This window comes from Barnesiella sp. (assembly GCF_022723415.1).
Taxonomy (GTDB): domain Bacteria; phylum Bacteroidota; class Bacteroidia; order Bacteroidales; family Barnesiellaceae; genus Barnesiella; species Barnesiella intestinihominis.
This window is the reverse complement of the sequence record NZ_JAIJHU010000035.1, coordinates 1-12,828: the sequence shown is the minus strand read 5'-3', so window position 1 is coordinate 12,828 and position 12,828 is coordinate 1. Positions and strand designations below refer to the sequence as shown.

At 45.9% G+C, this 12,828-nt stretch carries 11 protein-coding genes; 2 read left to right on the top strand and 9 right to left on the bottom strand.

Annotated elements, in window-relative coordinates:
- Positions 1-13: 13 nt before the first annotated feature.
- Genes QVD32_RS08320 through dapB form a run of 4 tightly spaced genes read right to left on the bottom strand, consistent with a single transcriptional unit; the run spans position 14 to position 3,758 of the window.
- A complete protein-coding gene (locus tag QVD32_RS08320; RefSeq protein WP_118687009.1) occupies positions 14-640 on the bottom strand; it encodes a WbqC family protein in 627 nt (208 codons plus the stop codon).
- Positions 637-1,530 carry a signal peptidase I gene (gene lepB, locus QVD32_RS08315; protein ID WP_008862998.1) on the bottom strand — a complete coding sequence of 298 codons (894 nt, stop codon included), beginning with the start codon at positions 1,528-1,530 and terminating at the stop codon, positions 637-639. The genes QVD32_RS08320 and lepB overlap by 4 nt, the downstream gene beginning before the upstream one ends.
- Before the next feature lie 44 nt (positions 1,531-1,574).
- Positions 1,575-2,981, bottom strand: coding sequence for a S26 family signal peptidase (locus tag QVD32_RS08310; RefSeq protein WP_040296316.1), 1,407 nt, complete (start codon positions 2,979-2,981; stop codon positions 1,575-1,577).
- 57 nt (positions 2,982-3,038) lie between these two features.
- Positions 3,039-3,758, bottom strand: a complete 720-nt coding sequence (dapB, locus tag QVD32_RS08305; protein ID WP_118687008.1) for a 4-hydroxy-tetrahydrodipicolinate reductase — start codon at positions 3,756-3,758, stop codon at positions 3,039-3,041.
- A 435-nt stretch (positions 3,759-4,193) separates the two neighbouring features.
- On the opposite strand from dapB, the gene QVD32_RS08300 reads away from it, so the two are divergent.
- The gene (locus tag QVD32_RS08300) at positions 4,194-5,480 is read left to right on the top strand and encodes a DUF2851 family protein (protein WP_046410668.1); all 1,287 of its coding nucleotides are present in this window, start codon (positions 4,194-4,196) and stop codon (positions 5,478-5,480) included.
- Between the two features lie 98 nt (positions 5,481-5,578).
- On the opposite strand, the gene rbr is transcribed toward QVD32_RS08300, so the two are convergent.
- The gene (rbr, locus tag QVD32_RS08295) at positions 5,579-6,157 is read right to left on the bottom strand and encodes a rubrerythrin (protein WP_118687007.1); all 579 of its coding nucleotides are present in this window, start codon (positions 6,155-6,157) and stop codon (positions 5,579-5,581) included.
- Between the two features lie 102 nt (positions 6,158-6,259).
- Positions 6,260-7,846, bottom strand: coding sequence for an L-aspartate oxidase (nadB, locus tag QVD32_RS08290; RefSeq protein ID WP_008862993.1), 1,587 nt, complete (start codon positions 7,844-7,846; stop codon positions 6,260-6,262).
- 424 nt (positions 7,847-8,270) lie between these two features.
- Between nadB and QVD32_RS08285 the strand changes: the two genes are divergently transcribed.
- Positions 8,271-9,479: a glycosyltransferase family 4 protein gene (locus QVD32_RS08285; protein ID WP_118687006.1), complete on the top strand. Its 1,209-nt coding sequence runs from the start codon at positions 8,271-8,273 to the stop codon at positions 9,477-9,479.
- A 601-nt stretch (positions 9,480-10,080) separates the two neighbouring features.
- Here the strand turns inward: QVD32_RS08285 and QVD32_RS08280 are convergent.
- The 3 genes from QVD32_RS08280 to QVD32_RS08270 form a co-directional block, all read right to left on the bottom strand.
- Positions 10,081-10,869, bottom strand: a complete 789-nt coding sequence (locus QVD32_RS08280) for a DUF5672 family protein (RefSeq protein WP_021891750.1) — start codon at positions 10,867-10,869, stop codon at positions 10,081-10,083.
- The gene (locus tag QVD32_RS08275; RefSeq protein WP_118687005.1) at positions 10,866-12,011 is read right to left on the bottom strand and encodes a glycosyltransferase family 4 protein; all 1,146 of its coding nucleotides are present in this window, start codon (positions 12,009-12,011) and stop codon (positions 10,866-10,868) included. Before QVD32_RS08275 ends, QVD32_RS08280 begins: the two co-directional genes overlap by 4 nt.
- The coding region (locus tag QVD32_RS08270) for a glycosyltransferase family 2 protein (protein ID WP_287710196.1) at positions 12,008-12,828 on the bottom strand (821 nt) is incomplete at its 5' end. The genes QVD32_RS08270 and QVD32_RS08275, both read right to left, overlap by 4 nt.

The window sequence follows — 12,828 nt, the reverse complement described above, 5'->3', positions numbered from 1 at the left end:
ACGGAATGATTTCTTAGGCGTTTTGGAGAATAAGAATCGATTCCGGACCAATATTCATCAGAAGGTCGATGATACTCAGGTCGGGTTGGAAACCATATTTTTCGGAGAATACCTGATAGTAGGGTTTCGGTTGTACGGGTAAGATGGTTTCGGCTTTTCTTTTCTTGGGGTGTATGGCATCTCTTAGGTCTGTTTCCCCGGGAGCAGGTTCGGAGTAAGACGAACTGTATTCTATATGCGGTTCAATACCTATGAGGTTGCATACGGTGCGGCGTATTTCTTCATTGAAATCCAACAGAAATTCGTACCGCTTCTCGAAGAACGGGCGTATATCGTCTTGGTAGTATTCGAAAAAAGGGGAGGACCCGTAAGCCGAAGCGATAGCATTCCAATGCAAATGCCTCCACTCTCCGTGGTCAGAGATACGAATGTCTTTCGTAGGACATTTAATCGTATCGGGTTTGACGATAGGGACGGACAGTGCCAATAGTCCGTTCGCCCCGGCTATGTGGCAGCGGTTCCGATAAGTTTGTTTCGTATAGTTACACCACTGTTCGATGACTATCCGATCGTATCGGAGGAATGATGCGTAGTAGGATACCGGAGCGAAATAGGCGGTCGATAGATATACTGTACTCATAATTCGGTTTTGAAGAAACGATCGGTGCGTAGCGATTGCCAAAACGGTTTTTCGGGATTTCTCGAATAACCTATGCATACGCCTTTACCGATGAGGTGGGAGTGGGGAAGAACTCCGAAAGAACGGGAGTCGGACATGCCGGCTCTGTTGTCTCCTATTACCCAATAATAGCTTTGAGTGAGCCGACATGAGGTTAATTCCTTCCCGTTTTCATAGATTTTCCCGTTGTCGTACTCTACTTTGCGGTTTTCATATCGGGTAAGTATGCGGTAGAGAAACTCTGCATTTTGGGGAGTGATGTGTATTTGTTCATTTTTTCGGGGAAGGGCGACTTCATAAAAATCTCTTTTCAGAAATACCGGGTAGAGTAGGGAGTCGGCCGATAGTTGTCTCCTTACTTTTTCGTAGTCATACCGGGAGAGAAACAGTAGGCGGCTGTCTTTCAATTTACCTTGCTCGACAAAGAAAGAATTGTTTTGTCTCATCATTCGATTTACCCGATGTTCGAGGGAATCGGGCGAAAGATAGGCTTCGAGGATAAGAGGTGGCTGGGCGACGGGCTTGTGATTAACGAACAGTTTGTTACCTGTACTTTTGATCGTGTCGCCGGGCAAACCTATGCAACGGGCGATGGCAATTTCGGTTACACCCGATTGGGTTTGAGCGATTTCGGGTAATTCGAATACCAAGACATCTCGGTATTTCGGGTTTCGGTTTCCCCACCGAAACGACCACTTATCGACCCATAGCCGGTCTCCCGGCAACAGGCTGTTTTCCATCTGGCCGGGAGTAATGCGATAGGGTTCTATGATGAAAAAACGAATGAACCATACACTCCCGATAATGATGATTACCGTGAAGAAAATCGTACGTATGGTTTCTTTTTTCATGCTTATGGCATAAAATATCTATTTGTAAAAATTGAGACGGTTTCTTAGTTCACGAGGCTATCCACCGACCGGAACATTCGGTTGAAACGGATTTTCCCGTCGAAAAGTCCTTTATCTTTGTCAAGCGATAAGAATACGAACATAGGTTTGCCTACGATGTGGTCTTCGGGAACGAATCCCCAGTAGCGGGAATCGGCCGATTTATCCCGATTGTCGCCCAACATCATGTAATAATCCATTTTGAAAGTATAAGAGTCGGTTTCTTTTCCATTGATATATATTTTGCCGTCTCTGACTTGCAGGTCGTTATGCTCGTAGTTCCTTATGGGGCGTTCGTAAATGGGCAGGTTTTCGAGGGTCAGTTTCAAAGTGGCTCCTTTTTTGGGAATCCATACCGGCCCGTAATCGGAGCGGGTCCATGTGTTCGAGCGAACTAATGGGTAGGTCTGACCTCCGAAGAATCCGGGTTCTCCTACAATCTGTTCTATCGAAGGATCTTTTTTCATCATGTCGATCATCGCCTGTGTCAAAGGCAGTTCGTAAACGGGATTCATGCTTCCGTCGGGGTTGGGGAGAAGCCCCCAGCTTTCGAGGTTCATACGGGCGTTGAGGCTCGATACGTCGATAGGTACACGGTCTTCGACACTGATACCCCATTTTTCAAAGTCATTGTTACCGAGATAGCGTCCGTTGGTTCTAACCAAATAGTTTAACTGCATGTTTTTGGGACGGGGTTGTTTCACTCCGTCGATGTAGATGTCGTTATTGACAATGCTGAACGTGTCGCCCGGTAAGCCCACACATCGTTTCACATAGTTTTCCCGACGATCGACCGGACGGTAAATAATATCGCCGTACAGAGCCTTGTTGCGGTTTACGGCTTCCCGGCCTTCGAGGAAGCACAGGGTGTAATAATCCGGGTTGGGTTGTTTCACGGCTACCGTATCGCCTGCCGGAAAGTTGAAGACGACGATGTCGTTGCGTTTCACCGGGCCGAATCCTTTGAGACGGTGGTAGTCCCATTGGGGCCATTCGATGTAAGATTTCGTGTTGAGAAGAGGTATGGTATGCTGGGCGAGCGGGAAGTGTAACGGCGTGTTGGGGACACGAGGGCCGTAACTCATCTTGCTGACCAATAGGAAATCGCCTACCAATAGCGATTTTTCGAGAGAAGAAGAGGGTATCTGATAGTTCTGAAAGACGAATATAAAGATGAAATAAACCAACACTAAGGCATAGACGATGGCATCGACCCATTCCATCACCGTTCGAACGACCGGATTTTTACTGGTTTTCCACCACCCCCACGGAATATATTGGGTGAGATAGATGTCGATAAGTAGTAACAGGCCGAACAATACATAGTAATTGTTTAGCCAAATAGTCCACCCTATATATAACAAAGCTACGATGGAGAAACGTATCCAGCGAGTTTTTTTCACACGTTTCAATCGTTCTGCCAGACTGTATTTGTCGTTGGTTGTCGTTTGATTCATAACGGTTATATGTTATTTGAGGAATGAGAATAAATCTTGCATGGTGAGAAATCCTTTTTTCCCGACGGTAAATTCGGCGGCGACGACAGCCCCGAGGGCAAACCCTTTTCTGTTTTTCGCCTCATGGGTGATGCGTATCGTATCCACGGCACTGTCATAGGCGACGGTGTGTGTACCGGGTATTTCCCCTTCGCGTCGGGCGGTGATATGAATACTGTCATCGGCGACCGGCATATTTTCGCTCCACGAATGTTTTGCATCGAGTTGGCCGATAATATCTTCGGCCAAAGTAATAGCAGTCCCGCTGGGGTGATCGAGTTTATGAATGTGGTGTATCTCTTCTATTTCTACCGAATATTGGGGGAAATGGTTCATGATACCTGCCAGATATTTGTTAACGGCAAAGAAGATATTAACTCCCAAACTGAAATTTGAGGCATAGAAAAAAGTCTGGCCTTTCTCGCAGGCCTCGCGTATTTCCGGTAAGTGTTCCAACCAGCCCGTAGTGCCCGATACTACGGGTACGCCGGCCGCGAAAGCCCGCCGATAATTGTCGACGGCGACCGACGGAGCCGTGAACTCGATGGCGACATCGGCGCTTTTGAATGAAACTGAATCGAAATCTTCCTGATTGTCTTTGTCGATGCGACAAACAATCTCATGCCCACGGGACAGAGCCGCTTCTTCGATGGCATGTCCCATTTTTCCATATCCTATGAGTGCTATTTTCATATCGAACTTCTGTTACAAAACATCTCGGTTTGTACCGATTAATTCAACAAGGTTTGTTTAATTTGCAGATAATGCAAAGATAATAAAAGATGAGAGCAGAGGCAAACGGAAATCTTTTTTCCGGCTTGGCTATGCCGAATCGTATCTTATCTTTGTAGTGACAAAGATAGCGAAAGGTGAGTGTAGATACAAATGGAAGTTTCATTTCCGATTTGGTTATACCGAACCGCATCCTATCTTCGTAGTAACAAAGATAGCGAAAGGTGGGAGCAGGACAAAACAAACTTGTTTGTTTTTCATTTATACGCTTAAAGATAGTGAAAGGTGAGCGCAAAGGCAAATGGAAACCACATTTCCGACTTGACTCTGCCGAACCGTATCCTATATTCTACAAAGATAGTGAAAGTCAAAAAATTTTCGTCTTAAAACGTTTTTATGGAAAAGCTCATGCAATATATCTGGCAACATCGGTTGTTCGACCATACGAAGTTGGTCACGACGGACGGTCGTAAATTGAGGATAATCGATAACGGACAATTAAATACCGATTCGGGTCCCGACTTTTTCAATGCGAAAATTTCTATCGACGGTTGCGTATGGGCAGGTAATGTGGAGATGCATCGACGTGCATCGGACTGGCGGCGGCACAATCACCATCTCGACCCGGCTTACGATTCGGTGGTTCTGCATGTGGTCGAGGTAGCCGATACGCCGGTTTATCGCACGAACGGAGAGGAGATTCCCACGTTGGTGTTGTCGTGCTCTCCGTCGTTTCGTTCCGATTATGAAACTTTGGTTTCTCATTCTTCCTCGCAATCTTGCGCCCCCCATATTGCGGAGTTGGGGCCGATTGTCTTGTCCGACTGGATTTCTTCTCTCGCTATCGAGCGGTTACAATCGAAGTCGCAGCGGCTGCACGATTGGTTGGATTTGTATAAAGGAAATTGGGAGGAGGTCTGTTATGTTGTCGTCTCCCGCAGTATGGGATTCGGTATCAACAGCGATGCTTTCGAGCGGTTGGCACGTAGTCTTCCGTTGCGATTTATGCAAAAACATGCCGATTCTCTGTCGCAAGTCGAGGCTTTCCTGTTCGGGCAGGCGGGGCTGTTGGCCGAGGGCGAGTGTCCCGGAGACGACTATTATGCGAGATTAGTCAATGAATATGCTTTTTTGAAAAATAAATTCGGGCTGACACCGATTAACCGGGACAGTTGGAAATTCTTCCGGTTGCGTCCGGCTAATTTCCCTCACAGACGATTGGCGATGCTGGCTCAATATATTCATCGGGGTTTTAATCTGTTTTCCCGGATTTGCGAGGCGGGTAACGAAGAAGAATTGCGCCGAATTTTCAAGGTGGAACTTTCGGGGTATTGGACCACGCATTATCTGTTCGGACACGTGTCGCCCGAATCCCCGGTCGTTTTGGGTGAGTCGGCTATCGATATTGTGCTTATCAATGCGGTAGCACCCTTACTGTATGCCTACGGTATGTATGTCGGCAATGAAGATATGACCGACCGGGCTCTCTCGTTACTCGAATCGCTACGTCCCGAAAAGAATTCGATCGTGCGTCGTTTTTCCGATATAGGAATACGGGTGACGAATGCTATGGAAAGCCAAGCTGTCATACAATTGAACAACGAGTATTGCCAGACTCATAAATGCCTTTATTGCCGGATAGGTCATAAATTACTTTCTCGTTCGGCGATGAAGTTGGGGTAGTGATGGTGACAAAGATAGTTTATCGAATATAGAAATACCCGTAGCAGACAAAGGCGTCCGCCACGGGTATGGTCGTATGAAAAGATAGATAGTTTTGTCTAATAGTTGTCCCTTGCCGGTTCGAAAAACGAGCGGGGTTCGAGGCAAGCCGGGCATCGTGCCGGAGCTACGCTGCCTTCGTAGATGTATCCGCAGTTACGGCATTGCCAGCGGATAGGCGCTTCGCGCTTGAATATCGATCCGTTTTCGAGTCGTTCCAGAAGTTTGCGATAACGCCATTCGTGGAAGGCTTCTACTTCGGAAATCATTTTGAATGCAGTCGCTACGTCTTTAAACCCTTCGTCTATGGCGACCGATTCGAAATCGTTATATAGAGCAGACCATTCGAGTTTTTCTCCTTCGGCGGCTTCGAGCAGATTTTCAGCCGTATTGCCTATACGTCCGGCCGGATATTCGGCCGTAATGGAGACCATTCCGCCTTGCATGAATTTGAAGAATCGGGTGGCATGTGCCAACTCCTGTTCTGCTGTTTCGGCGAATATGCCCATGATTTGTTCATATCCTTCTTCTTTCGCTTTTTGGGCGAATAACGTGTAGCGGTTGCGGGCCTGTGATTCTCCGGCGAAGGCTTTCAGCAGGTTTTGTTCGGTTTTTGTTCCTTGAATAGATTTCATAATCGCATGTTGTTTTTGTACAGTAAAAACAGTATGCGGTGAAAAAGGTTCAAAAAAAGAGCCGCATTTTGTCGTGCGGCTCTTCTATTGTCGTGTAGACAATCTTTATTTCATTTGCGGGGTATTATCGGTGTGGGGATAATCTATCGTGTAGTGAAGTCCCCGGCTTTCTTTTCGGTCCATAGCTTGTCGCATGACAAGATATCCGGTGTTGATCATGTTCCTCAATTCGCATATCTCTTTGGAGGCTTTACTGCGTTTGAAGAGGCTTTCGGTTTCTTCATACAGAATATCGAGCCTGTCCCATGCCCGTTTAAGCCGCAGGTCGGAGCGAACGATACCTACATAGGTACTCATGATTTGTCCGACTTCTTTGACGCTTTGAGTGATAAGTACCATTTCTTCGGGCGATTGTGTCCCCTCGTCGTTCCATTCGGGAATGTTCTCCTGATAGGAGAAGTTATCGATTACTTTAAGACTATGTTTGGCTGCGGCATCGGCATAAACGACAGCTTCGATCAATGAATTGGATGCCAGCCGGTTTCCTCCGTGAAGTCCTGTGCAGGCACATTCGCCTACGGCATAGAGCCGGTTGATGGACGAGCGGGCATCCAAATCGACTTTGATACCTCCGCACAAATAGTGAGCCGCAGGTGCTACGGGAATGTAATCGCGTGTGATGTCTATACCTAAACCGAGGCATTTTTCATAGATGTTGGGGAAGTGTTTTTTTGTCTCTTCCGGGTCTTTGTGAGTGACATCGAGATAAACATGGTCATCGCCCCTGTTTTTCATTTCGTTATCGATTGCCCGCGCGACGATGTCGCGTGGAGCCAAAGAAAGGCGAGGATCGTATTTTTGCATGAACTCTTCGCCGTCGAGTGTTCGCAATACGGCTCCGTATCCCCGCATGGCCTCGGTGATGAGGAACGACGGGCGATCGCCGGGGTGATATAAAGCGGTCGGGTGGAACTGGATAAATTCCATGTCTTTTACGGTTCCCTTAGCCCTGTATACCATCGCTATGCCGTCGCCAGTAGCGACGAGCGGATTGGTCGTGGTCTGATAAATAGCTCCCACGCCGCCGGTCGCCATGAGGGTGACTTTGGAGAGGAATGTATCTACCTTACCGGTTTTCAAATCGAGCACATAAGCTCCGTAACATTCGATGTCGGGAGTCTGCCGCGTAACAGTTACTCCGAGGTGGTGTTGCGTAAGAATCTCGATGGCGAAATGCTTTTCGAAAATAGTGATGTTGGGGTGTTGTTTGACAGCCCGTATCAGGCTGTCTTGAATTTCCGCACCCGTGTTGTCCTTGTGGTGCAGGATACGAAATTCGGAATGTCCGCCTTCCCGATGAAGGTCGAATTCTCCTTTTTCGTTTTTATCGAAATCGACCCCCCAGCTGATGAGTTCTTTGATTTGCGAAGGAGCTTCTTTTACGACTTTCTCGACTGCGGCGCGGTCGCTGAGCCAGTCGCCGGCGATCATCGTGTCTTCAATATGTTTCTCGAAGTTGTCTACCAACGTGTTGGTTACCGAGGCTACGCCACCCTGTGCGAAATAGGTATTTGCCTCCTCCAATTCTGTTTTGCATATGAGCGCCACTTTTCCTTTGTGTGCTACTTTCAGGGCAAAACTCATTCCGGCTATCCCGGAACCGATGATTAAAAAGTCGAATTTTTGTATCATCTTTTTCTCCAATTTTTAGAAAATGCAGAATCCATTCTTCATTTTTCCAGTGCACAAAGATAAAAATAATTGCTACAAGATGTACCTTTGCACCCGGAATCTGTTTCGAATAGTTAGAATCTGTTACATTTTTCGTTAGGGAAGATGAAAATTACAGGTGTATTCAAGTCTTTTCTTTGGGGCTGCTTGACGAAATTTAGGACGGTATTTCTCGTTATAAAGAGTTTATGACATTTGTAATGTATAGTGACATCTTAAAAAATAGAAAAAAATAATAGTTTTGTAATAATTTGGTAATCAGTTTGTTGTTGTTTGTTTTAGAAGTCTTCATACAAAATGATGGAAAAAATTACAGGGGGCATGCAGCAAAATAAACGACATATACATCTATTTTAATGTAACCATTAAAGTTGTATTTTAGGGAATGATTATAGGGTTCGATGCAAAGAGGGCGAATGCCAATTTTACCGGATTGGGGAATTATAGCCGATTCATGGTAGATACGATGGCTACATACGGCGATGAACATAAGTACCGTATGTACATTCCCAAGCAGTGTAAAAATGCTTCGTATGACTCGCTTTTAAAACATAAAAATGTCTCTTCCATATTGCCTCGTTCTTCCGTTATGAAACGTTTCAGGGCTTTGTGGAGAACCTTTTTTATTAAACGAGGGCTGTTGCAAGACGGTGTACAACTTTATCATGGACTGAGTAACGAGTTGCCCGTGGGGATTCATCGCACAGGAATTCGTAGCGTAGTGACGATTCACGATTTGATATTTCTTCGTTATCCTCAATATTATCACCGTTTGGATAGAATCATTTATAACCGAAAATTCAATTATGCCTGTCGTAAGGCCGATCGTATTGTAGCGGTGAGTGAATGTACCAAGCGGGACATAGTTAAGTTTTACGGTATTTCTCCCGAAAAGATCGATGTCGTTTATCAAGGATGCGACCCTGTTTTCGCCCGTCCTGTTTCTAAAAAAGAAAAGGATCGTGTTCGCGCGGCTTACGGGTTGCCCGAACGTTTCATTTTGAGCGTGGGAACGATTGAAGAGAGGAAAAATCTGCTATTGGCGGTAAAGGCTGTCGAAAAGTTGGACGACGTTCATTTGGTAGCCATAGGGAAAAGTACCGATTATGCTAAAAAGGTGCAGGATTATGTAGAGGCTCATGGATTGGAAAATAGAGTGCATATTATCCATAATTTGAAATTCGGCGATTTGCCGATATTGTATCATCTGGCCTCGTTGTTCGTATATCCTTCTCGTTTCGAGGGGTTCGGAATTCCCATTGTCGAAGCTCTTTCGGCAGGGGTTCCGGTTATCGCTTCCACCGGTTCCTGTTTGGAAGAAGCCGGCGGCGAACACTCGATTTACGTCGATCCCGACGATGTGGAAGGTATGGCGAATGCCATGAAAAAAGTACTTGCCGACAAGCATTTGCGTCGGGAGATGATAGAAAAAGGGAAAGAATATGTGGTTCGTTTCGATCCGAAAACGTTGGCTGACGAGATGAATGCCGTATATCTGAAATGTTTTGACGATAAGACCTTTACCGAAGATAGGTTTGTGCAGACTTCGTCGAACAAACGGACAAAAATTTCTCACTATCTTCCTTTTTTCTAACCACGTTCGAGGGGTATTTTTACGTTAAATCGAGCGGGAATTAGCTTTTTTGTTCTTAGCGGCCTATTTGGGCTACCTCTTCTTATGTGATAAATCTTTTTTAAAGGAAGAATAACTCTCTGTGTACATAGTATAGTGCGAAAAAGGAAGTGCTATGAACCTTCTCCCCTGTGTTTTGCATTGCAAAATATAGGGGAGAGACCGAAGAAACGATAGTTTCTGAGGAGAGGGGTTAGATAATAACTATGATGTAAAACGCTCCCTGTTGGATTGAACTTGTTCAATTTTTGGAGGAGGTGTCACGCAGTGACGGAGGAGTTGAAAAACACCATCTCGTCAGGCTGTTTATATCAGAAATTTAACCCCCTCGCCCTATGGGCATTCCCCCTATATTCCTTACCGGAACACAAGGGGAGAGGTTGAGATATATTCCTCTTTCGCCTCTACTTCGATTTTGTGTGCAATACCCCGCAATACTACTGAACACGGCTGGGAGAGAGGATTAAAAGGGGTATTTCCTGTTTCAGCATAAGGGTAGATTTTACCCTTCTCCACTACAATATAAGAGAGGGAGCAAATAAATTGTCGGATAATACTTTGTCTAAATGTTCGATATATGTTGTTTCCAAAAGGGCAACATCTTTTTTTTACTCCAACCGTGGCAGCCGAAGGGTAGTTTTCGGTCATTTAGGGCGTAACATTCCGAAGGATTTTTATCGAACGAAAATCGGAGCGCTTCTTTCCAGTCGGGAATTTTCAGTCGCTCTTTTTTTCGATTGACTTCGAGGCTCCAAAAGATATCTTCGTTGTAGAAATCGGTTCTGGGGTGGGAGAGGTAGCAATCTATTTCGGAAACCATTTCCCGAGCGATTTGAGCGAAGAGTTGCGTGCGGCGCAGCGACAGCCCTCCGTTTCCGACCCGGTAATAGATGCGGCTGTAATCGGACGAGCCGGAGATGTAACAAAAAACTCTTTTTAGGAAATTGAATATACGGTAGTATAGTTTTCGATATTTAGGCTTGGGTATCCACGGAGCCCCTATGTAGTCGTATCCTTTGGAACACCATTCGGATAGACGATCGGAAAATACCCATGCGTCGGTTTGATAGATGAGTATATATTCCCATTGGGCGAAGGTTTCGTAAAACTCGGGCGACATCATGAGTCGGTTATAACCGGCTATTCCTTTGAAATAAGTATCCGGGAAGGGTACGATATGGTTTGCCGGATAGTCGCGAACAAGCGATGTTATGTCGAGCGATTCGGGTTTGACAAAACATTTGGGATAGGACGACAATATGTCGAAACATTGGCGCAGGGCGGCATGTTCCGATACGGTCAGTTGTGTCGTGTAAACCGGTATGACGATGATCGCTTGTTTTTCGCTCATGCTTTTTTCGAATTGATGATAGAGATAAATTCCTCGGCGAATGTTGGTATGGAGAAGCGGTTTTCGACCGATTTCAGAGCGTTTTGTTTCATCTCCGGCAAATGCCCTGTTTGTCGCAGTAAAATGATTTTTTTGGCTAAATCCCCACTGCTTTCCCGGTTATACAGAAATCCGTTGTATCCTTCTTTTATCAGTTCTTGCCCGAATGGTTTGTCGGGAACGATGACCGGCAGACCGCATTTCAATCCCTCGACGATAACTCGTCCGAAGCATTCGAACCCGGAGCATACCAAAGCTGCATCCGCTTGTATGAGGTAGTCGTGCGGGTGAACGGTGTGTGCGACGATCGATACGTTTTGTCGCAGATTGTATTCGGTGATTCGTTTTTCGAGTTCTTGTGCATAACGGCTGTTATTTCCGCCGATGAGTAAAAGACGGGTGTCGGGATATTTTTTTACGACTTCGCGCAAAGCCTCGATAGCGATGTGTTGCCCTTTATTAGGTTCGAAGTTTCCTAACATACCTATGGTGAAGCTCTGGTCGGGTTCGGTACGTTTGGGCGGATTGACTTCGACCGATTGATAAACGACATCGATTTTTTCGGGAGAGGATAGTTTGTTCGTATAGTATTTCCCTGCAAAGTCAGAAGGTACTAATATTCTTTGCGAAAGGGAGCTTATCTTTTCTAAGCAACTATCTTCGCAGAATAGATAGGTCAGGTTTCGGGCTAATTCCGGAATTTCGTGAATGAACCAATCGTGCGGAATATTTTCTGCATGGGAAGCTATGGCTCCGATGGGGGTAGCCAATGTATTCGTTATGGTTATATCGGGCTTGATTTCCCGGATATAGTCGCGTGTTTTGCGGATTGCCGAATGCTTTTTCAGATTGAAAAGCAAGCGTTTCCGCCAGTTACGTTTTTTCGGACGCACGAGCCACCACGGCTGGCGAATGAAAGCATATCCCGACAAGTAGGGTCGGGTCATTTCCCACAGTTCGTCTTTTGCCGGGAAGACCACATAGATTTCCCATGATTCGCGAGCTTGCTTCAATCCTTTGACCAAGTCCAGCAAACATCGTTCCGCACCGCCGTTCGCCCGTTTTCCGTGAGAAAAGAAGAGAATCTTCATGTCCGTTTTCATTTTATTTTTCGGGTTAGGAGATAATATCGAGCCGCCAATTTTCCCCAGAACTCACTACGGGCATAGGCCTTTAACAGCTTGCGGTAACGTCGTGCAGGCCGTCGGTGTAACAGATCGGGAAATTGTTTTTCTATTTCCATAGCCCTTCGGGCGAGTCGGGGTGCTTCTTGGAACCACCGTTTGCTCAATAACAGAACGATCGCACCTAATTCGACATTTGCCAGAGCTTCTTCCACTTGGGGATAAGTGGGTTTGTCTTGGTAGAACCGGCGTTGCAGTTGCGGATATAATTCGATGTCGCGAGCTTTCTTTTCGGAAAAAGATCCGAAAGAAATGGAATCATTACGAATAACATAGTGTAGCAACGGGTGGGATTCCAGAACGACTATTTTGTTTGCGAAATAGGTCAGTTGGGAAGCTAAATAGGCATCTTCGCCATAATTCAAGCCTTTTTCGAAGTGTACTTCTGCATAAAGAGATCGTTTATGCAGATAGGAGCAAACCGACCAATAATTGCGACAGAATGCCATCGATTGAAAAAAGGAGACCGAATCGTAAACTCCCGGAGCGGGGCGGGACGATCTTTTTTTCTTTTCATCTACATAGTCGAACCAAAATGGAAAGACCACCATGTCAGCGGCGTCTTCTATGGCCTTATTGTAGAGTAGTTCTATGGCGTCGGGTTCGAGGAAATCGTCACCGTCGAGGTGTTGTATATATTCGCCTTGTGCGGCTTCTATTCCCGATTTACGGGCGTAGGCAAGTCCTTCGTTGGATTTGTCGATGACGACGATACGAGAGTCTTTGTCGGCATATC

Excerpts from the sequence above, each read along its gene's own strand:
- QVD32_RS08320 (WP_118687009.1), bottom strand. The coding sequence starts at position 640 with ATGAGTACAGTATATCTATCGACCGCCTATTTCGCTCCGGTATCCTAC.
- lepB (WP_008862998.1), bottom strand. The coding sequence starts at position 1,530 with ATGAAAAAAGAAACCATACGTACGATTTTCTTCACGGTAATCATCATT.
- dapB (WP_118687008.1), bottom strand. The coding sequence starts at position 3,758 with ATGAAAATAGCACTCATAGGATATGGAAAAATGGGACATGCCATCGAA.
- QVD32_RS08300 (WP_046410668.1), top strand. The coding sequence starts at position 4,194 with ATGGAAAAGCTCATGCAATATATCTGGCAACATCGGTTGTTCGACCAT.
- nadB (WP_008862993.1), bottom strand. The coding sequence starts at position 7,846 with ATGATACAAAAATTCGACTTTTTAATCATCGGTTCCGGGATAGCCGGA.
- QVD32_RS08285 (WP_118687006.1), top strand. The coding sequence starts at position 8,271 with ATGATTATAGGGTTCGATGCAAAGAGGGCGAATGCCAATTTTACCGGA.
- QVD32_RS08280 (WP_021891750.1), bottom strand. The coding sequence starts at position 10,869 with ATGAGCGAAAAACAAGCGATCATCGTCATACCGGTTTACACGACACAA.
- QVD32_RS08275 (WP_118687005.1), bottom strand. The coding sequence starts at position 12,011 with ATGAAAACGGACATGAAGATTCTCTTCTTTTCTCACGGAAAACGGGCG.